Here is a 21,242-nt window from a genome sequence, read left to right as displayed (position 1 = left end):
ACAGCGACGCGGCCGGAGGGGGGAGCGGATTGTCGACCATGTGTGCGCGAACTCACGCCACTGTCTTAGTGCCGGTACTGCAGGCGCGCATGTCTGCGGGAGCGCGCTGCGTTGGCTGACGCTCTGCTTGCCCAAGACATTGTAGACGGCGCGACGGTGCGCGACCGGCCGAACCTGTTCGTGATCGGCAGTTTCGACCGGCGTATCACCTTCTACTCCCAGCAAGTGCGGGCGCTGTCGCTGGTCCACGCGCTAAAGGAACTCGGCTATCTCCACGCCAATCCGCGGATCGCCGTCATTGGCGGCGGTGCGGCCGGTGTCACCGCTGCAGCTGCCGCCGCGCTCGTCACCGGATCGCAGGTCGTCCTTTTCGAGTCCGCTGATGCTCTGCTGCCCCTGCAGTCGACGACCGATCGCCGGCGGCTCGATCCGCATATCTACGATTGGCCAGCGCACTACACGACCGACCCCATCGCTGACTTGCCGATCCTGGACTGGGAGTCCGGGACGTGCCGCGCCGTGCGCGACGATGTCCTGCTCGGGTTCGAAGACATTGTCGTCAGGCTGGCGCCGCGCCTCGAGCGACGGCTGCGCCATCGGGTCACCGGGCTGACGCGGACGGCGGACGGCTATCAGCTCGATATCACCGAGCTCAATGCCCCGGCGCCAGGCGCGGAGCTGCACGAACAATTTCACATGGTGTTTCTTGCTGTCGGGTTCGGGCTTGAGCCCGGCGAGCCGCTACCGGCGATACAAAGCGCCAGCTACTGGACCGATGCCGGCGTTCCGGTTGCCGAGTTCGCAGGCCGGCCGACCCCGCGGTTCTTCGTCAGCGGTGCGGGCGATGGCGGCCTGATCGATTTCGTGGCCGCGGGAGCGCGCGATTTCGATCATGCCGGGATGATCCGGCTGATCTCCGAACATCCCGGCATCGCGGCGCTGAAACCGGCCCTTGCCGCAATCGACGTGCGCGCCCGCGCCAAGGATGCCAATGGCGCCCGCTTCGATTTCATGGCGGCCTATGACGCAGAGCTGCTGCAGCCTCTCACTGATATCGGCCTCGTTGCCGCGGTCGCCCAGCAACTGCGACCCGGCGTACAGCTGACGTTCCAGACCCAGCATGCCGAGCTATTCGACGTCTCCACGGCAACGCTCAATCGGCTCGCCGCCTACCTCACCATCAAGGCGTGCGCCAGTGACGCTCAGCGGTCATTCCGGCATCTGCATTGCGGTGTCGTTGCGCGGATCGACGCCCCCAATCCATCTCCGGTCGTTGCCCCGTTCTGGCTTGATTGCGCCGGGGAGACGGTCGCGGCGGATGCGGTGATCGTTCGGCGGGGCCCCCAGCGCGATGTGGTGCGAGCGCCCTTTGCCGCGCACCTGGCGAGTTTCGACGTGACCCATAAGGAATGGCTTGCCCGCCACGGCGAGGCGACGCTCGTCCCGAAATTGTCGGCACCAGCACGGTCCTTGTTCAGGGAAGCGGCACGCAGTGCGGATATCCTCGCGCCGCGGTTGCAACGGCTGGCAGCCAATCAGCTTCCCATATCGGTGCAACTGCTGCGCGAAGGCGCGAATATCCGCTGGTCCGGCGCGGTTCCGGTGGAACAGCTCATCCGATCGTGGAGCGAGCAACAGCCCTTCGAGATCATATTACCCGATGCTCCCGACCAGTTGGGCGCCGTCGCGGGCGCGGTGCTGCGGGTCGCCTGCCATAGCGGCAATTGCCGGCTCCATGCCGCGCCCGGACTGTGGAGCCGGCTCGTCCGCGAGCTCAGCCTGGAATCCCCGCATGCCGAAGGGATGGCGATGCCGGCGATCGTCGCCGGCAATCCCGGCGGTGCTGCTCAGGATCCGGTCCCGCTGCCGCCCGACATTCTGGCGCGCCGGATCCACCGCTCGCTCGATGCCTGGCTGCTCGAGCGCCTGGACAGGCACCTCCAACCGTTTTTCGCGAGCAACGCCGATCCCGGCCGCCCGATCAACGTGAAGATCGCGCAGGATCTTCGCGACGCAATGTCCGCGACATGGGCGGTCTGGCATACGTCGTTCACCGATGACCTGGCACTGCTCAATCACTTCCTGCGCCTGATGATTTGCGCGGTCGACGAGGATGACCATCGCGACGCGGCACAGATCCTGGTCGGTCCCAGCAAATGGCCGGTGATCCTGCGCGGTACCGCGGTCGCGCTCGCCATCGCCGCAGCCTGGGATGCGACGTCGCCGAAAAGTGCCAGGCCGGGTAATCTGGTGCGCCTGCGTGATGGCGACAGCGAATGGACTGGTCATGGCTGCGCGGCCGATATGATCAATGGTGACGAGATGTCACTGTGCGCCGGATCCTTCATGTGGCAGACCCAGTTCGTCATCCTCGTCGTTAAAACGGCTATCGAGGTCAGCCGGATCGCCGAGCGACCATTTGCGCAGATCGACACCGACCAGCCTGGGCTCAGCGATACGGACGGCTCTGGTCCGGTGATCATGTCGATCAGTCGCGATTTCGTCGACGCGGCGGCGGCGGGCCTGGCCGATCTGCGCACTTTGCTGGCAGCAGTCGAGGCGCGGCATTTCGAAGCGCTTGAGAAGACGATCATGAAAGGCGCGGCATGACGGATAGTGCGATGCTATCACCCGGACTGGCGGACTTCGCCGAGCGGCTGCGCAGGGCAGCGCTGGCGCTTGACCTCAAGGTCGAGGATCGCCCCGAGCTGGCGAGCGCGACGTTCAATGGCGGATCGAGCAAGTCGACGACGCTCAGTCCGACCGATCTGCCGGCAGAGAGCCATGCGATCCGGATCGACCGCTTCAACATCGTGCTGGGCATCCTCCCCGAGGTTGCTGCGATGGAAGCGGTTCTCGAGACGCTGCGGCGCTGCCGCAACCAGTGCGTCGTCGCACGCTCGTTCCTTGGGACCAACGAGACGCTGGATCTTCAGCTGATGCTGCTTGGTCCCCGCCCGAGCGAGCGGCAGGAAGCCTGGCGCGCAATGGCGTTGATGGTCGAGCGCGACGACCGGGTCGCGCGCAAGCTGGCATGGCTGCGACCCGAAGATCCGCTGAATGACGACGAGAGTTTCGCGGAATTCCTCAAGCGCACTTTCCTCGCCCGGCCGTGGGTCCATGCCGAAGGTCAGTTCGAGGACGTGGCGCTCGACGCGCTGAGCGGGACCAGTGCGATCGCGCCGGGGCTGCCGCGGACGACGGCGGACGAATGGGAGCGGATCGCGCTCGACGAGAAGAAGACGCCGGATGATATTGTGGCGGCGTTGGTTAAATCCTGGGAGCGGAGAGGACAGGCATGAGCGAGATTTTCCTCTCCCGCATTGCGATCAGAGACTTCCGGACCTTCGGCGACTTCGCGATCGACATTCCGGCAGCACCCGGCCTTGTTTTACTCACCGGGACCAACGGCCTCGGCAAAAGCAGTTTCTTCGATGCAATCGAATGGGGACTGACTAACAAGATCCTGCGGTTCGAACCCTATATCAACAAGGGTCGCAAGAAGCTTGTCGAGAAGGACTATCTCACGCGCCGGGGCGCCGAGCCCGGATCGCACAGCGTCGCTTTGACCTTCTCGGACGGCGACGCCATCGAACGCAGGACCGCCGGCGGGACTTCCATGGCGGACATCGTCGCGCAGCTTGCGCGGCCCGATCGCCGCACGATCAACGATCTTGGGACTTATCTCGCCCTTACCCATTTCCTTGGCCAGGCGGCACAGCAGCGGTTCACCAGTCGCGACCCGCAGGACCAATGGCAGGCGCTCAAGGGACCAAGCGGCATCGACCGGCTCGAACGGATCCGCACAGGGTTGCGCGGGCGACCGACCATCGCGGCTTTCACGCGGAGGCTCGACGCCGAGCAGGCCGTCGTTGCTACGTTCGATCGGGAGATCGCCGATTGGCAGGGATGGATGACACGGCTCGAGCGGCTCCGCGCGACCGCGCGCGCCACGGGCGTGTTGACGGCCGACGAAGTCGCTGCGCGGATCGACCAGCTCGAGCGCGACCTTCAACAGCTTGCGGCAGGTCAGCCGATTGCCGTCACTGGCGAAGGCGTCGCGGCACGCCTCGCAGCGCTCGGAGACCGGATCGGTGAGGCATTGCGAACCGCCGGTGAGCGCAGGACGGCTATGGAGGCGTTCTCCGACATGCCCGCGCAGTTCGCGGTCAGCCAGGCGGAGGGACGGCTTGACCATCCAACGCTCGTCCGGCTGCGCAGCGTCGTCAGCGATGCGCAGGCGCGGCTCGATCGGGCATCGCCGCTCGTGGTTTCCGCCAATGACGCAGTGACCGCGCAGAATGCCGCGATCGCCACGATCGACCAGAATATTGCACTGCTCGATGCGACACGAATCGATCTCGCCCGCCGTGACCAATTGGCCGCGCTGGTGTCGACCGAGCAGCAGGATCGAACGGCGCTTGCCAACGCGATCGCGGGGCATCGCACGAAGATTGCGGAAGCCGACGCGGCGATCAGTCAGCATGGCGAGGCCATTGCCGATGTTGCGCGGCTGCGGAGCCTTGCCGCATCGGCCCGAGCACTCAACGAGGCAATGGCGGATTGTCTCCACCTGGAAGCTCAGTCCGGCGCCGCCGAGGCCGCATTGGCGCAGGGACGCGAGGCCGCCGCGCGTGCTTCGGTGGAACTGACGCCACTTGAAACGCAGTTGGCCGATCTCGACGGCAAGATTGCCGACGCGCAGCGCGAACGCGCCGAGGCGGACCGTCACGCGTCGGCGATCAGCGCAGCCTTGTCACAGCTTGCCAGTCACATCCATGAGGACGACACCGACTGTCCGGTGTGCCGCACGCAATTCGAACCGGGCGCCCTAAAGGCGCTTGCCGATGCCGCGGCGTCCGGGAGCGACCATCGCCTCGCGCGAGCCGATGACGCTTTGGAATCCTTGCGCGCCACCCGCCCCGCGCTCAGCGATGAGATCCGTCGCCTTCGCGGGATCGTGGCGGCGGTCGACGGACTCGATCGGACCGCGAGAGCATCGGCTGATGCCGTGACGAATGCGCGCGCCAGCATCGCCCTGACGCTCGCGACGACGCCCGAAAGCGACCTCGCCGCGCTGGCCGCGGCCCGATCGCGCGATGCGGACACTGCGCTTGCAGCCGCAGAGATTGCGCTTGAACCCTTGTCGGCGAACGCGGCGGCAGCGACCGAACAGCGGTCGAGCGTTGCAGCCGATCTCGAAGATCTGATCGCGCGCGACAGTCAGTCCGGAACACTACTCGCGCAGTATCGGGCGGAGGACAAGGCGTGCGCCGATCGCATCGCCGCGCGCAATCTGTCGAACGCCACGATCGGTGAGATCGAGGCCAGATTGACGGCCGAGCGCGAGCGCGGCGAAGACGCGCGGGGTCGTCTGGGACAACTGACTGCGGCGGCGAGCACCGCCACCGCATATGTGCAGCGCGAACAGGCGGCACTCGACCTTGCGCAGCGCGAGCTTGCTGCAGCCGAGGTGACGCGCGGGATCTCTGAACAGGCGGCGCGGCGGATGCAGCAGCGCTGGACACGCTCTGGCCTCAACGACATTCCTAGCCAGGCGGACTATGATCGCGGCCTGTCCGCCATCGACGCGGTGGCGACGGGGTTACGGTCCCTCGCCGAACGCCAGCTCGTGCTTGCCCGCGACAATGAGGATGCGCTGCTGCAGAGCGAAATCGACGAGATCCTCGCGTCGATGCGGGCGACCGGAGGCGACAATGGCGTCAAGGATCCGACGGCGTATCTGGCAGCGCTCAAAACGAAAGTCCAGGCTGCGCGGGCGGCGGTCAAACTCACGACTGCGGCGCGCAACGCGGTGAAGCGCTATTCGGAGGATCTTCAGAAGCAGGCCGACGATTTTTCGGCGCGAGTGCTCGATCCGCTCAATACGGTGATCGACGACTTCAACGAGGCGATGCTGAGCACGCCGGGTGAGAGCATTCAGTTCAAGGCCGATACGAGAGTCGATGCGACCAGCTTCGGGATGGCGCTGCGCTACCGCGAGAAGGTCGACAATGCTATCGAGACGAGAAAGGATCTGCCTCCGCAGGTCGTGCTGAGCGAGGGCCAGCTAGCCGCAAACGGTTTCAGCATCCTGTGCGCGGCGAGCACGGCCTATCAATGGTCACGCTGGCGTGCGCTGCTTCTCGACGACCCGCTGCAGCATAACGATATCATCCACACGGCCGCCTTTGTCGATGTAATGCGCAATATGGTCCAGCTGAACGGCTATCAGCTGATCATGTCGAGCCATGACCGCGGCGAGAGCGAGTTCATCGCTCGCAAATTCGATGCGGCCGGGCTTCCCTGCGCCACAGTCTTGTTGACGGCACCGTCGGATAAGGGCGTGGTTTGGAACGCTCCAGAGTATAACCAAGCCGCGGCACGGATTCTGAGGCGGGACGCGCAGCCCCCGACCGAAAGCAGCGCCTGACGCAGCTGAGAGGCCGCAAAGTTAGGTGCGATCAGCGCTTCAGCGTCAATGACCTTACGACCGCTTTCGGGATCGCTCCGCCCCCCGCCTCGAACGGTTAGAACTAGGGCGCTTATGAAGCTTCGAGGCCTTGGGGGGCGCCAGAGGCGCGTGTTTCAGTCCGGGAGCAGGGCCGCCTTGCCGGTTCCGCATATCAGTACATCGTGTCCCAACGGGCCAGGGCTACTTGACCGCGCGCAGGCCGGGCTTCTCGGCGTGGGCCGGTAGGCGCGCGTCGCTTAAATGCATCAGGAACTGGTCGAGCTCGAACGTCGGCACGTTCAACTGCGCTGCTATGCTCTCTCTAGTCTGCCGCTCCTGCCACAGTGACGCAAAGACCTGGGGCCAGAGCGAAGACTGCTCCCGCAGCATGCCGGCAGGCTCGTCCTTGCGGTATCCCCGGCGGGCGATCTCGATGTTGAGGCTGCGGTTCTGCCACTCGCTGACCAGCCCGAGCTTGTTCACCCGGTAGTTCAGCGCTGCAACCGAGACGCCCCAGCGCACCTTCAACCGGATGAGATCCTCGACGTTTGTCACATGCCGGATACGGCTGCGCACATCGTCGGCGGGCATCAGAAATTCCGAAGCGAACCGGTCAGCTTCGCTCTCTGCCTGCTTGCTGTCCTGCGGCGTGCCATGACGGTGCAAAACGAGATGCCCGAGTTCGTGCGCAGCGTCGAAACGGCTGCGCTCGGCCGACTTGAAAGTGTTGAGGAATGCGAAAGGCTGCTCTCCGCGCCAGCACGAGAAGGCATCGACCGAATTGGTCTCTTCGCTGAGCGAGAACACACGCACGCCCTTGGATTCGAGCAGCTTGACCATGTTCGAGACCGGCTGCTGACCAAGGCCCCAGCTGGTCCGCACGATTTGCGCAGCCTCTTCCGGCGATGCATTCTCGCTCATGATCGGCACGTCTGCCGTCGGCAGGTTGAACCGTTCGGCCACCCAGTCGTGGAACAGATAGGCGATCGCGCCCGCCGAGAGCGCGGCGTCGCGCTCCTTGGCCGTCATCGAGGACAGGCTCCGGAAGCTTGCCGCATGCCCCGGCAGTTCGTCGAACTCCTCGCCGAAGAAGAATTCCTTGGGAAATCCCAGAGCGTGGGCGAGGGCCTCGACCGTCTCCAGCCCCGGCTCATTTGCTGCATTCTCCAGGCGCGAGATCGTGATCGGCGAAGCGCCGATAGCATCGGCAAGCGCGCGCGCCGTAAGCTTGCGCCGCTTGCGGGCAAGGATCAGTCTCTGGGCATTGAACATGGCATTCATCAGCCCTTGCGGGAGACGGTAACCTCATAATCTGCAGGCGGCTCGCCGTCATCCGACAGCGGGTTGGGGGTATCCCATTCGCCGCCCTGTACCAGAAGAATGCGTTCGTGGAAGCCTGCGTACTGCTCGTCGCTGATTGCCTTGGGGCGGGAGAATTCTGCACGTACGTTCTGGCCCTGGGCCTCGACGAACAGGATCCAAACATTGGCATTCAGTTCCGCCGCCGTCTGTTCCTTTTCGATCCGGTGCTCGGGAAACAGTTCGATCTGGCCCAGGTCCACGGCGCGCGCGGAGGCGGCGCCCTTGCGGTTCGCCGCCATTGGCTCGAAGATCGGATCGCCCGCGCGTTCGGCGTTCTGGAAGATTATCTTGATGCCGAGCTGGGGATTATAGACGGATTCTATGTTGTCGCGGCGGCTCAGTTCCCAGCCTTCCTTGGCTAAGAACACGCGCCGCATCTGCGCGGTCCCCTCCAGCCAGGAAAAAAGACCGGGCGCGCTGGCGGGGTGAAACGCGACAGCGTTGCGGCGGGCGCCGACGGCGACCCTGACGATATCTAGAAGGTCGGCCGTCGTCATTCCCAGCTGCGCGAGCCGGGGAGCTGTTTCGAATTTTTCCGCCAAAACGGTCATGCTGCCACCATGTTAAGATTTTCAATCTCATATGAGGAGAAAAACCTTAACATGTCAAGGCCGGGTCGGCAGTATCAACGGATCGTATGATCGCCGCGGTTGCGGTTGCCGTATTCGGCGGCTTACTCGTTGCTCCTGCCGCTTCGGTTGGCAGGCGCCGCCTAGACAAATGCATTTGCTGCGGACGCCACAACCATGCGACCGCCGAAGGCACGGCGTGGTTGCCGCCCTTAGGCGCGCTGAACCGAAAAGCTGCCGGTCCGCTCTTGGAGAGCTAAGATCGGCGACTGAACGACCGGGATGGGTCGACGGGCGACTGTCCGATCTCTTGTCACCTGATGGATCGCGAAAGCGTGAAAGAGCGTCTGCGTCAAGGAGATTAGAACGTGCCCCTGGGCGCAGTAGGCGGCGATGTGAAATTCGGAAGGCCATCACCTAGCCGTTTCATCAATCGCGGAAGAGGAGTGGTGCGAATTCGCGCAGGCTGCGTCGCCACGAAAGGAACTCATGCGCCGTGTCCTGTGACACATAGAAGACGCTGCGATAGCCCGCCTTCTTGAGCGCGTCAGATTCAGCGCGCGGATCGGGACGGGGCGTTCCGGCAGGCCCGCGGCCGCGGCCGCCACCCAGTTCCCTGCTGCCGAAGCTGACGAAAACAAGCTTCACCTTGTCCTTGAAGCCAGGCGCCTTGTTAACGTCGTCCAGTGAGAAGCTACCCCCGCTGAACAGCCCGATATGGGAAAATTTGTCGAGGTTCGCGGGTGCGATCGCCTTCGTCTCGAACCCGCCCATTGACAAGCCCGCGAGCGCGCGATGCTTCTGGTCCGACAGGGTGCGGAAGTGCGTGTCGACATAGGGGACCAGTTCGTTGACCAGCACTGTCTGGAACGGCTTAACGTCGAAGCTGGGCAGCGTTCCGGGCCGCGCATCGTTGGTCATGCCATAAGTCATGACGATGATGAACGGCCGCGTCTTTCCGACGGCGATCAAATTGTCCATGATGAGGTTGGCATGCCCCTGATTGGACCAGGCGGTCTCGTCCTCGCCCCAGCCGTGCTGCAGATACAGGACCGGGTAGCGTTCCTTCTGGTTCGCATCATAGCCGGGTGGCGTGTATACGAAGGCGCGGCGGTGCGTGCCCGTGCTGGGCGACGGAAACAGAACCTGCGAAACCCGACCATGCGGCACGTCCTTGACCGCGTAGAAATCGGCATCGTGCGCCGGCACTTCGATGCCGCTTTCCCACCGGACGCTGCCGTAGAAATTGAGCGCGCCCGGATCGTTGAAGGTGCCGCCATCGACGTTCAGATGGTAATAATGAAAACCTTGGTCTAGCGGCCCTTCCGAGGTGCCGATCCACGATCCGTCGGGCGCCTTGGTCAGCACCGTGCCGCCACGGCCGCCAAGGCCCAGTGTCGCACGCACCGCCTTTGCATCAGGTGCGATCACTTTGAACCGGACATAGCCCTGCGAATTAACCTGAGGATAGGCTTGGCCAGGCTGGTTAAGGGTGGAAGGCTTGAAATCCTCGATCACGGTGGACGCGGGCGGGGAAGCGACAGGTGAAGCGGGCTGAGCCAGCGCACCACTGATCCCGATCATCAAAGCCAGACCAGCAATCAAAGCCTTTCTCATGCCATTCTCCCCTATATCCAATAAACCTTATTACTCTGACTATATGCATCTCGGCGGATCAGGCAAGCTCTGAGCGCCATCCCGACCAGACGCGGGTCAAGATCAAGACCAGCTGTGCCGCGTTTCGAACGCGGGGCAAATACGCCGATATCGAGGTAGCAGTCGAGCACTTGTCCAATGGACACATTATAGTCGGCGCATTTGCCGACGGCGCACGCCGTTTGAAGCCATCAAACGGGATTGCATAACTGGATTGTCACGCGTCTACCGCTTCAACATCGCAGAATAGCATCAATAATGTTGATGTGTCTGTCGGACACGCTCTCCGCGCTGCACCGGCCATTGATAGGTGACCGGTCGCTCTGGCGCCAAGCCGCAATGGCGTATGGCGGTCGCGAGCCACCGGCATAGCGGACCGTCCACACTTGGAGATGATAAATCGACCCCCGAACGTCTTGAATGGGTCGATTAAACGAGTTGCGTGCTTCGCCTCAGCAAAGGGTTGCGTGAGGAGGCAGCTTGCAGCCTAGTTTGCGGTTGCCTCCTTCGAAGGTTCGGCCTGAAAACCGGCCAGGATGTCGGGATAGCGGTCCAGAATCGCGCTGGCGACCCCGTTGGTCCAACCGAATCCATCCTGCAGCGGATATTCGCCGCCGCCGCCCGGCCGCCGCTCCTCTACATCATATTTTTCCAGCATCTTGCCGGTTTGGGCATAGGCTGCCGCAACCGTGCCCATCCAGCGGCCAGCGATATCGCGTGCGAGCGCTGTTTCGCCATTGCGGGCCAGGCCATCGATCGCCACCCATTGCAGCGGCGCCCAGCCATTGGGGCTGTCCCACTGCTGACCGGTACGGATGGGCGTGGTGCGAAGACCTCCGCTGGCGAGCAGCGTCGTGCGGACGGTGGCCGAAATGGCCTTCACCTGGTCCGGCGAGGCCGCCCCTACGAACAGCGGATAGAGGGTGGCGGCCGAAACGATGGCGGTCGGCTTTCTGGCTATGCGGTCCCAGTCCGCATAGCGACCCTCATGCCCGACCCAGAGATAGCGGTTGATCGCTGCCTTTCGGCGCTTGGCCATCGCGGCATAATTCCCCGCGCAAACGGTGTCATTCGCTGCGCGGCAACGCGCCTCGATCCGCTGTTCCATTGCCAGCATCAGGCTGTTGAGGTCGACTGGCACGATGCTGGTGGTGTGGATGGTCGAAATCTTCTGCGGGTTGGCGAACCAGCGTGCGCTGAAGTCCCAGCCGCTCTCGGCGCCGGCACGCAGATGGCGATAGGTGACGGCCTTGGGCGCATGCGCCTGCGCAGCGGTGGCGACATCTTCTGCCCAACTTTCATCGCGCGGCGTATCGAGATCGTCCCAATAACGATTGAGCAGGCTGCCGTCGGGCATCTTCACCACGCGGGCGCAGGCGCGATCCGCATCAAGGCAGGATGCGCCCTTCATCCAGAAATCATGTTCCTTGCGCAGCGCGGCCAAGCGACGGGCGGCCAGCGCGGGACTGTCGTCTTTCGACAGATCGAGCATCAGCGCATAGAAAGGCGGTTGAGAGCGACTGAGATAATAGGTCCGCATACCGTTTGGGATATGGCCCTGCGTTTCGATGGTCGCGGTGAAATCCACCAGCATCGATTCGATCAGCGGCTGCTGACCGTCCACCGCCAGGCCCAGCATGGTGAAATAGCTGTCCCAGTAATACATCTCGCGGAAGCGGCCGCCTGGAACGACGAAGGGCGCGGGCATCGGCAGCGCCGAACTGCCGACCTTGGGCTCGACCGGCTGGCGGACAAGCGTGGGCCAGAGATTGCGGACATGGTCGCGCAGACCCGCCGCATCATGATCATTGATGCCTGGAACGACGAAATGCGCGAGTATGAAGGCGCGCAGCGCTTCCTTATCGCGTGGCTGCTGCTGGCGATAGGCGGCCATGATCGTATCCGGATCGGAACGGGGCGTCGCATCCACGAAGGTCTTGCCGTCGGAGAACAGCTTTTCCATCTGTACCCGCTCGAACAGCGGTCCATAGACCTCAGCCGGGGAAGGTTGCGCCTGCGCTACGCACACCAGCATCAGACATGCGGCGGAGGCCGAAACGAACGAATGGATTTTCATCATCTACCACCTCTCTTGCCCTGTATCGGACGCCCTGCCGTGATGGGGGCATCGTATTATAGGGTTGCAAGCTCAACCTCATCTACGACACCGTACACGCTTTGTAAGCAGCGCCGCTTCAGCGCCAGCCAACGGTTTTATGGAAAGGGGTGACGGACGTTGCTGCATATATTCGCGTCGTTGCGAGGCTGCTTCCCGGCATTTGGTAACGAATTGTCTCATTGTCAGCGCGGCGTGACAGCTAATTTTGCGGGTCATCCGGTTACGGCGAGACGGAGCGCTGAATGCTAAGATGAACAAGCGGCAGATGCCGGTAACGCGAATTTTGCTCCGGAACGACCGCCACGAGCCGAAACCCACCCACTGCTTATCGGTTCACCGTGCGAAATGAGCTGGCCATGCCCCTGAGGAGGCGAGACCGCGCCACTTTTAGGCCGTTCTGCCACACATTCCACGCGCGCCCGGGCTTATGCTTGACGCCGGTTTACGCGGTTTCTAGCATCCGCCACAGGCTGGTGGTACATTTGGAGGCTGCGCCGATGGACGACATTGCCAAGGAGCGCCCGCCTGGTTATCGCTATTCGCGCCGGGGCACCTTGCCGCTTATCAGGCAATTGTCCGTCATCAACAACCGCCGCAATGCGCTGCTGCTTGCATTCCAATGGGTGATCATTGTCGCGGCCATGGCCGTCGCGATCCAGATCGACAGCGTACCGGTCTATCTGGTGGCAGGTTTCATCATAGGAACCCGCATTCAGTGTCTGGCGGTGATGATGCATGATGCCTGTCACAGCCTGCTGTTCAGCAATCGCCGCATGAACGATCTGGTGGGGGATATTTTTGTCGCCTATCCACTGATGCTCAGCCTCGACCTGTATCGTGCCAACCATTTGCAGCATCACCGCCACACCAACACCCACCATGATTATGACCATCGCATCCAGCGACGCGACCCGGACCAGCATTTTCCCAAATCCCCGCGCGCAATGTTCTGGCTGCTGGTGCGTAGCATGACCGGTCTCAACTATTATCGGGTGGCGCGCGCTGGACGCATCTGGGCACCCATCGCCAATTTCCACAATCCCAAACGCTTCGGGTTCGATTACCGCCTGCCCCTGCGACTACGCTATGTCGCGTGGGCCTTGCTGGTCTATGGCGCGATATTGTGGTCGCCTTTCCGCTGGCAGATATTGGGCCTCATTCTCATCCCGCAATTTTTCTGGGTCAATGTCTTCAATCGCATCCGCGCCATGGCCGAACATAACGGCCTTCCCGACGACCACGAACTCAACGGCACCCGCACCGTTATCCCGACCCTGCTCGACCGGCTCCTCATCGGGCCTTTCAACGTCAGCTATCATCTGGAGCATCACCTATTCCCGTCAGTCCCCTGGCACAATCTGCGCCGCCTGCACGTCCATCTGATGACCGACCCGACCTATGCGGCGGACGCGCATGTTACGCGCGGATATTGGGGCATGATCAGGGAACTCATGCCGACGCGTGGCGTGAGCGGGAGTGACGGGGGCGTGTGTGACGCGGCTGCCCAAACATCTCGCTGACGCGACTGCGCCATCCTTTTGCCGGTGGATAGAGCAAACATGATTGCCACACGCAGACGTTTCCACGATCGCGAAGGCGGCATCAATGGTATGTTTGTAAACATCAAAAAACTCTCAAACATTCTTTGCCGCATATTCCAACAAAGCGCCGATATTTGTTGCCTATTTTCCAGAGTCTATGGATATGATTGGGCAGGCGAAGTCTGGTACAACAAGCCCAGATTAAGGGATTTTTGGTTTTGGGAAAGCAATTTTACCTGGAGCAGTTGGTGGCCTTGAGGCGCGCATACCTACCTACTCACAGAGGGGGCATAGTTAGTGTTGCAAGCGCAGTACGGCCGTGTGAGAGCCCAGCTTGATGGGTCGTTTTCCGTTCACTGTACCAGCCTTTCCTTGTTGCCTCGTTCCCTCAACCACATGCCGTTTTGAGTTGGTCGCTGACGCGGCCAGGTTTCGCCGTAGTCAGCAGTGTCGCATGGCTATATGTCCGGGATGATGATCTGAGCATGGATGTCGATCCAGCCTTGCTGCTTGAAAAAGCATGCAGTCGGCGGGATTGACGGATGCGGTCCACCTCATGACATCTCGAGATATCACCAAGCATCACAAGTCTCAGGCGTCCTTCGGGCGGGCTACGGCCACCTGCCTTGCGACCGTCGGCCTTGGTAATGCGGTGCGCATCGGTTCTGCACCCCTCGCTCATCAAGGTGTCGGGACGATCAACCTCCTCGTTCATGTCGATCGCCCTTTGTCACAAGCGGCGCTCGTGGAGACCATTTCAATTGTTGCCCAGGCGCGCACGGTTGCAATGATCGACCTTCCCTGGAAACCATCTGGAGTGGCCGTGACGGGCACTGGGACCGACTGCATCGTCGTCGCAACTCCTGTGCATACAGACATGGAAGGGTTTGCTGGCCTGCACACCGACATAGGCGCAGCTGTCGGTCGGGCCGTCTATGACGCAGTCTGGTCGGGTGGAAATGTCTGGATCGCCGAACAGCAGCGGCCCGAATTGCGATCTACATGCGCATTGGCGCCCGCTGATTGACTTTGACAAGAAAGACTTGGCCAAACGAAAAAACTGCCCCGCGCGGCATCAGTTTTCCCGGCGTGCCGTTACGGCATTTTCGATTGAACTGCTTAGGGACAGCGCTGCGACGCCATTGCAAAGCGCCGAACTGCAAGTGGCGCAGGCACGCAGGGGGCGAAGCTTACATATAGGGTGTATTGCGCGGCGTGCGCCGGGCGCCATCAAAACCGACAACGTATCATTCTGGTCGGCGCGCTCATAAGCGCCCCTTCGCAACCGGCCGGTCTTGCGCCGTCGATGAGGGAAAGCCGACAGGCCGCAGCTGAGGATGAGAAGTCAAAGGCTGAACGTCGCATAAGGGTCGACGGCGGGACGTCAGCTACGCGCCCTATCCGGTTGTCGAGCTGGTTGTAAGTGATTCCCAATCGCCGACCGGCAGGTTCCGCATGGCGCATCTAGCGCCGAGTTAATTCGCTGATGATGCCCGGGCAGCTTCCGCCGTTTGCACGGCGATGAAGCGCGCTAGTGGAATCTGGCTCAGAGGTCGTTCCGAAGCCATCTCCCGAGCGACGAGCGCCATGCAGATCCAGTCCGAATCATTTCCATCACTGCGCTGTGCAAATGCACTCCAAGCGACGACGCTGGCCCAATAGGTCCGCTTCGGTTCCAGCACCGTCTCGATAATCGCGACAATTCGGTCTTCGATCTTGCGCTTGCCTTTGATCGCTACGGCGACGTCATCGCCATTCTCAAACCAGGAATTGAGCTGAGGGTTGGTCGCCAGCCACCGGCCCGAGGCGCGCACTGCCCTTTCTACCGCCTTGGCATCGGTTACCGCAGCTTCGGCTTCCGAGAGCATCAAGGCAACGAGATCATCCACCGATACAAACTTGGACGCGACATCCGAGAGCCCGATAAGCGTGATAGCCTGAATGAGGCCGAACGGGGGTGGCGAGCTAGCCGGGCCGTCCGCCAGGGCGCTGCTCAGGATCAAGGCCGCGTCCTCGGCTGTCGTTTCATGGACCGACATCTCGGACGCAATATGGTCAAGCATGTCTTCGATCTCGGGCCTGCTTAGTGAGCCCGCTACCCAGGCGTCCCGCACACCATGGCCCTGCTTGATCAGAATCGATACCAACGCGTTCTTTCTGCCCTGCTTGATCGATGCGAATATGCTTTGCGCTCCCGCCCCATCGCGCTCGGATATAAGAAGTTCCCTGACCTGAATTACGGGACGCTTCTCTTGCACCGACCCGACAGCGCGCGCGGCTCTGATGATCGCGTCGATCGCACGGCGACGATCTTCCGATACCCAGTTACGGATCAGCATGAGGTTCGTGACCGACATTGCGGATACAAGCCCTTGTCTGGCCGTCTCTTCGATCATGGAGGCTAACGGCGTAGCGATCGCAGATTCTGCAAGAAGCCAACCGATAGCGGCCTCGCGCAGACTGGAATCGTCGGCGAGGACGAGTCCTTCCAGCAGACTGAGTTGCAGCGCGGCAGGAAGGGCTGCCGTCATTTCGGCGAACTGGCTCTGGATCAGGAACGGGTCACCCTCACAGGCTTTCACCAAGTCCTGCAACATCTCGTCGACATCGGGCGTCGGGAGAGTCTGCTGGCCAGCTCCGGTCTGGATCATCGCCTGATCCATTGCGCTGCGTATCTCCTCCCCCACCTCGATCCCGGCCCGTGAAAATGCCGAGACAAGGGCCATCGCTGCGGTCGGCACGAGCTTGCCAATACGCATCTGCTGAGCGATCGCGGTTCTGACATTCTTTATGGCCATGGTCGCATGGCCGTTGCCGGCTTCGCTTCGCTGACGTAGCTGCTCGAGAGTCTGGTCAAGCATGAACGAATATGCGTGATGCATCATTGCGTCAGGGCGCTTCTTGCGACCTTCGGCTCCGGTGAGATCGACGATCAGCAGTAAGGCTTCGGGTTGCGCCGCTAACATATCTCCGACGCTGTGGGCTCCAGGCGACAGTTCACCCGAGCGGATATCGTCCCGAACCATGCGTGCAATCTGCTGGATGGCGGCACGTGGCGTCACGATTGATGTTCCTTTCTCGCACGGCGTTTGCGTGACCGGTACAACTAGCGGCGGCGCGACGACAACCCCACAGTATCCGATGGGATATCATACTACTCGATCCACAGGCCACCTCGTCAACAGCCGATTGCCAGTCAGCAGCCCGGATGAACCTTCCCCAAGATCCGCAGGTGATGACTGCTTCCTTCGTTGGAGCGCCCGGATGCTCCCGTCCGCTAGCTGCCATCTTGCGCCAGCGGGATGGAAAAGCGGCCTGTCTGAACTTGATGAGAGGAAATCGGCGGCTGAACGTCTTGGAAGGGTCGATGATTGCCCTACTCCGCCACCATCACCCGCTGGATTATCCGAGTGATGTCGGTGTCAGCAACAATTTGCAAAACTGAGGCCGTTGCAGAACGCCGCATTCCAAGGCATGATCGGAAGCGTGGCGGGCAGGCCCAATGTAGGGCATGCCAAGTGATTATCTTTTCATCGATCGCCGGGTTTCGGCGAGATTTATCCCGAAACGAAAGCATCCCGCTTCGCCGGCCAGCTTTAGCGGTCCGGCGGGACGAACCGAACCCAAAGCATCTTGCAATCTGCTGGAATCGGATTCACGATGGCAACCGGTAGCCGTCAGCAGCGAAAGAAGTCATCCCGGCCTGATGAGCCGGTGCTCAATCTGGCCTCCTGCGGCAGCGGCCCCGATCCGCGTCTGGTCAAGCTGGTTCGCCTGCTTGCCCGTCGTGCCGCGCGGAAGGCGTATCTGGAGATGCTGGAGGAGCGCCGCACGACCCGCTCCTGAGACGAGGAGTTCCGTTCCGTGAAGGTTGCTTTATACGCCCGCTATTCTTCCGACAATCAACGTGACGCCTCCATTGCCGACCAGTTGCGCATCTGTCGCCTGCATGCCGAAAAGCAGGGCTGGCAGATTGTCGAGGAATATACCGATCATGCCATTTCAGGCGCTTCCTTGCTGCGTCCTGGTATTCAGGCGCTGATTGCAGACGCCAATCGCGGACGCTTCAACTTCGTGCTGGCCGAGGCCATGGACCGCCTGTCGCGCGATCAGGAGGATATTGCCGGGCTGTTCAAGCGCATGGCCTATGGCGACGTGAAGATGGTCACCCTGTCAGAAGGCGAGATCACCCATTTGCATATCGGCCTCAAAGGTACGATGAACGCCCTGTTTCTGAAAGATCTCGCCGACAAGACGCGGCGTGGCCAGCGCGGCCGGGTCGAGCAAGGCAAGTCGGGCGGTGGCAACAGCTATGGATATGACGTCGTCAAACGGCTCGATGCCAATGGCGAACTGATCCGGGGCGACCGCTCCATTAATGACGCACAGGCAAGCGTCATCCAGCGCATCTTTCGCGACTATGTCGCTGGCAAATCGGCCAAACGGATAGCAACCGAGCTGAACAAAGAGGGTATCGAGGCACCAACCGGCGGCACCTGGGGCTTTAGCACCATCAATGGCAATCCCAAGCGCGGCACCGGGATCCTCAACAATGAGCTTTATGTCGGCAAGCTGGTCTGGAATCGGCAACGCTTCATCAAGGATCCTGATACTGGCAAACGGCAAGCCCGGCCCAACCCAGAATCCGAATGGATCATTCAGGACGTGCCCGAACTGCGCATCATCGATGATGCTCTCTGGCAGCATGCCAAGGAACGGCAAAAATCCTGCCAGGTGGATCAATTAAATCCAGCAACGGGCTCCGCAAACTTCCGCGATCGCCGCCGCCAGAAATATCTCCTGTCCGGCCTGTTGCAATGCGGTTGCTGCGGGGGCGGATATTCGATGATTTCAGCGATGATGCTGGGCTGCTCGGCAGCCCGGAACAAGGGTACCTGTGACAACCGCCTCAATATTCGACGCGATCGTCTGGAAGGGCGCGTGCTCCACGCCCTTCGCCATCATCTGATGGATCCTGCCCTGTTTGCCGAGTTTTGCGACGAGTTCACGCGCGAAACCAATAGGCTAAGGGGCGATGCAGGCGCCGCAATAGCCAGCGCACAGGCAGAGATCAAAAAGATCGACCGGGATCTGGATATGCTGGTGAACCTGATCCTGCGCGGCGGCGCCGCAGACAAGATCAACGTCAAAATGGTAGGGCTGGAAGCACGCAAGAAGGAGCTGGAGCGCGACCTCGCCCAGGCCCAGGAGCCCCCTCCCCTGCTCCATCCCAACATGGCGCACCATTATCGGGCTCAGCTCGACAATCTCTATCGAGCGCTGGAGCATGACGACGAGAACAAGCGCTTCGAGGCGGCTGAGGTCATCCGTTCGCTCATCGACGCGATCATATTGGTGCCTGAAGGCGGCGAACTGAAGATCGACGTGCGCGGCGATCTGGCGGGCATCCTCTCGATTGCTGTAGAACGCAAAAAACCCGCCTCAAGGGCGGGATCTTCGAAAGCTGCGACCGCCTGTGGGGTATCGCAATTTCAGATGGTTGCGGGAGCAGGATTTGAACCTGCGACCTTCAGGTTATGAGCCTGACGAGCTACCGGGCTGCTCCATCCCGCGACACTGTCCCATGCTGGGTGCATGGGGGTTTGTAATGCAAAAAGGCGGCCTTTTGGGCCGCCCTTTTGACATGTGAATGGGTTTTTTCTTATGCGCGTGCTGCAATGCCTGGCGACGACCTACTCTTCCAGTGCTTGAGCAATAGTACCATCGGCGCAGTCTGGTTTCACGGCCGAGTTCGGGATGGGATCGGGTGGGTCACAGACGCTATGGTCACCAAGCAATGAAGCAGGCGCATAAGGGTTTTTAATCGATACCGTGCACGGTGTGTATTTTGACCTGTAATTATCGGGCTGCGTATAATCATCGCACATCGCCTTGGCGCTGGATATCCAGCACTGTTGTTGATGGTGGGACTCTTAAGCGCGAACAGAGCAATTAGGACTGGTTAGCTTCATGCGTTACCGCACTTCCACACCCAGCCTATCAACGTGGTGGTCTTCCACGGCTCGATGAAATCTTATCTTGAGGGAGGCTTCCCGCTTAGATGCTTTCAGCGGTTATCCCGTCCATACATAGCTACCCAGCTGCGCTCCTGGCGGAACGACTGGTACACCAGAGGTATGTTCAACCCGGTCCTCTCGTACTAGGGTCAACTCCTCTCAAATTTCGACGCCCACGGCAGATAGGGACCAAACTGTCTCGCGACGTTCTGAACCCAGCTCACGTACCACTTTAATTGGCGAACAGCCAAACCCTTGGGACCTGCTCCAGCCCCAGGATGTGATGAGCCGACATCGAGGTGCCAAACGATTCCGTCGATATGAGCTCTTGGGAATCATCAGCCTGTTATCCCCGGCGTACCTTTTATCCGTTGAGCGATGGCCCTTCCACGAGGGACCACCGGATCACTATGACCGACTTTCGTCTCTGCTCGACTTGTCAGTCTCGCAGTCAGGCGGGCTTATGCCATTGCACTCTAACAGACGGTTTCCAACCGTCCTGAGCCCACCATCGCGCGCCTCCGTTACTCTTTAGGAGGCGACCGCCCCAGTCAAACTACCCGCCACAGAGGGTCCCTGCACCGGATAACGGTGCGAGGTTAGACATCAGAAAACAACAGGGTGGTATTTCACCTATGGCTCCACGACAACTGGCGTCATCGCTTCAAAGCCTCCCACCTATGCTACACAGTTCTTTCCTAATGCCACTCTGAAGCTGCAGTAAAGGTGCACGGGGTCTTTCCGTCTAACCGCGGGTACTCCGCATCTTCACGGAGAATTCAATTTCGCTGAGCATATCCTGGAGACAGTGGGGAAGTCGTTACGCCATTCGTGCAGGTCGGAACTTACCCGACAAGGAATTTCGCTACCTTAGGACCGTTATAGTTACGGCCGCCGTTTACTGGGGCTTCAATTCAGAGCTTGCACTCCTCCTCTTAACCTTCCAGCACCGGGCAGGCGTCAGGCCCTATACGTCGTCTTGAAGCCGACTTAGCAGAGCCCTGTGTTTTTGCTAAACAGTCGCTACCCCCTGGCCTGTGCCCCCCATGAAAAGTTGCCTTAACATGGGGCCTCCTTCTTCCGAAGGTACGGAGGCAATTTGCCGAGTTCCTTCAGGATACTTCTCTCAAACGCCTTGGTATACTCTACCATTCCACCTGTGTCGGTTTAGGGTACGGTCTATACGGTGGGGCTATTTCCTGGGACGATTTCCCTGCCCGGAGCAATCCAATAAGCCCGAACAAGTTACACCATCCGTCACACACCACCAGGCCCACGAATATTAACGTGGTTCCCATCGACTACCCCCTTCGGGCTCGTCTTAGGGGCCGGCTTACCCTGCTCAGATTAGCTTTAAGCAGGAACCCTTGGAATTTCGGCGACAGTGCATCTCACACTGTTAATCGCTACTCATGTCTGCATTCGCACTTCCGATACCTCCACGACCCATTACCAGATCGCTTCATCGGCCTACGGAACGCTCCGCTACCGCTTGGATCAAAAGATCCAAACCCTAAGCTTCGG

Annotated in this window: 13 protein-coding genes, 1 tRNA gene, 2 rRNA genes and 1 pseudogene (1 of these 17 running past the window's edge); 8 read left to right on the top strand and 9 right to left on the bottom strand. The window is 61.0% G+C overall.

What is annotated here, in order from left to right; genetic code table 11:
• Positions 1-111: 111 nt before the first annotated feature.
• From WFR25_RS06280 to WFR25_RS06270, 3 genes are read left to right on the top strand one after another with little or no spacing between them, the layout of a single operon-like run.
• Positions 112-2,610, top strand: a complete 2,499-nt coding sequence (locus WFR25_RS06280; RefSeq protein ID WP_336969620.1) for an ABC-three component system protein — start codon at positions 112-114, stop codon at positions 2,608-2,610.
• Positions 2,607-3,302, top strand: a complete 696-nt coding sequence (locus WFR25_RS06275) for an ABC-three component system middle component 1 (RefSeq protein ID WP_336969619.1) — start codon at positions 2,607-2,609, stop codon at positions 3,300-3,302. The genes WFR25_RS06280 and WFR25_RS06275 overlap by 4 nt, the downstream gene beginning before the upstream one ends.
• The gene (locus tag WFR25_RS06270) at positions 3,299-6,433 is read left to right on the top strand and encodes an AAA family ATPase (protein ID WP_336969618.1); all 3,135 of its coding nucleotides are present in this window, start codon (positions 3,299-3,301) and stop codon (positions 6,431-6,433) included. Before WFR25_RS06275 ends, WFR25_RS06270 begins: the two co-directional genes overlap by 4 nt.
• Positions 6,434-6,655: 222 nt before the next feature.
• Here the strand turns inward: WFR25_RS06270 and WFR25_RS06265 are convergent, their stop codons facing one another.
• The 4 genes from WFR25_RS06265 to treF form a co-directional block, all read right to left on the bottom strand.
• Positions 6,656-7,735: an ImmA/IrrE family metallo-endopeptidase gene (locus WFR25_RS06265; RefSeq protein ID WP_336969616.1), complete on the bottom strand. Its 1,080-nt coding sequence runs from the start codon at positions 7,733-7,735 to the stop codon at positions 6,656-6,658.
• Positions 7,735-8,367, bottom strand: a complete 633-nt coding sequence (locus tag WFR25_RS06260) for a hypothetical protein (protein ID WP_336969614.1) — start codon at positions 8,365-8,367, stop codon at positions 7,735-7,737. The genes WFR25_RS06265 and WFR25_RS06260 overlap by 1 nt, the downstream gene beginning before the upstream one ends.
• A 447-nt stretch (positions 8,368-8,814) precedes the next feature.
• A complete protein-coding gene (locus WFR25_RS06255; RefSeq protein WP_336969613.1) occupies positions 8,815-10,002 on the bottom strand; it encodes an alpha/beta hydrolase-fold protein in 1,188 nt (395 codons plus the stop codon).
• A gap of 526 nt (positions 10,003-10,528) precedes the next feature.
• Positions 10,529-12,121, bottom strand: a complete 1,593-nt coding sequence (gene treF, locus WFR25_RS06250) for an alpha,alpha-trehalase TreF (protein WP_254908124.1) — start codon at positions 12,119-12,121, stop codon at positions 10,529-10,531.
• A 536-nt stretch (positions 12,122-12,657) separates the two neighbouring features.
• Between treF and WFR25_RS06245 the strand changes: the two genes are divergently transcribed.
• The 3 genes from WFR25_RS06245 to WFR25_RS06235 all read left to right on the top strand — a co-directional run bounded on the left by WFR25_RS06245 (position 12,658) and on the right by WFR25_RS06235 (position 14,728).
• Entirely contained in the window at positions 12,658-13,680 is a 1,023-nt protein-coding gene (locus tag WFR25_RS06245; RefSeq protein WP_086486110.1) for a fatty acid desaturase family protein, read from the top strand.
• A 39-nt stretch (positions 13,681-13,719) separates the two neighbouring features.
• Positions 13,720-13,959 carry a hypothetical protein gene (locus WFR25_RS06240; RefSeq protein ID WP_176342145.1) on the top strand — a complete coding sequence of 80 codons (240 nt, stop codon included), beginning with the start codon at positions 13,720-13,722 and terminating at the stop codon, positions 13,957-13,959.
• A gap of 262 nt (positions 13,960-14,221) precedes the next feature.
• Positions 14,222-14,728, top strand: coding sequence for an adenosylcobinamide amidohydrolase (locus tag WFR25_RS06235; RefSeq protein WP_286864254.1), 507 nt, complete (start codon positions 14,222-14,224; stop codon positions 14,726-14,728).
• A gap of 448 nt (positions 14,729-15,176) precedes the next feature.
• Here WFR25_RS06235 and WFR25_RS06230 read toward each other — a convergent pair whose 3' ends face one another.
• Positions 15,177-16,727 carry a hypothetical protein gene (locus tag WFR25_RS06230; RefSeq protein WP_336969607.1) on the bottom strand — a complete coding sequence of 517 codons (1,551 nt, stop codon included), beginning with the start codon at positions 16,725-16,727 and terminating at the stop codon, positions 15,177-15,179.
• A 634-nt stretch (positions 16,728-17,361) separates the two neighbouring features.
• Between WFR25_RS06230 and WFR25_RS06225 the strand changes: the two genes are divergently transcribed.
• Entirely contained in the window at positions 17,362-17,547 is a 186-nt protein-coding gene (locus WFR25_RS06225) for a hypothetical protein (RefSeq protein ID WP_086486112.1), read from the top strand.
• A gap of 18 nt (positions 17,548-17,565) precedes the next feature.
• A pseudogene (locus WFR25_RS06220) lies at positions 17,566-18,648 on the top strand (recombinase family protein); the annotation flags it as partial.
• Positions 18,649-18,726: 78 nt separating this feature from the next.
• On the opposite strand, the gene WFR25_RS06215 reads toward WFR25_RS06220, so the two are convergent.
• The 4 genes from WFR25_RS06215 to WFR25_RS06200 form a co-directional block, all read right to left on the bottom strand.
• Positions 18,727-18,990, bottom strand: a complete 264-nt coding sequence (locus tag WFR25_RS06215) for a hypothetical protein (RefSeq protein ID WP_336969605.1) — start codon at positions 18,988-18,990, stop codon at positions 18,727-18,729.
• A gap of 208 nt (positions 18,991-19,198) precedes the next feature.
• A tRNA-Met gene (locus WFR25_RS06210) sits at positions 19,199-19,275 on the bottom strand.
• Positions 19,276-19,381: 106 nt separating this feature from the next.
• Positions 19,382-19,496, bottom strand: a 5S ribosomal RNA gene (gene rrf / locus WFR25_RS06205).
• A 138-nt stretch (positions 19,497-19,634) separates the two neighbouring features.
• Positions 19,635-21,242: ribosomal RNA gene (locus tag WFR25_RS06200) — 23S ribosomal RNA — on the bottom strand; it runs 1,200 nt beyond the window's last position.

The organism is Sphingobium aromaticiconvertens (assembly GCF_037154075.1).
GTDB classification, from domain to species: Bacteria; Pseudomonadota; Alphaproteobacteria; order Sphingomonadales; family Sphingomonadaceae; genus Sphingobium; species Sphingobium aromaticiconvertens.
This window is presented reverse-complemented; position numbering and strand designations above follow the sequence as displayed.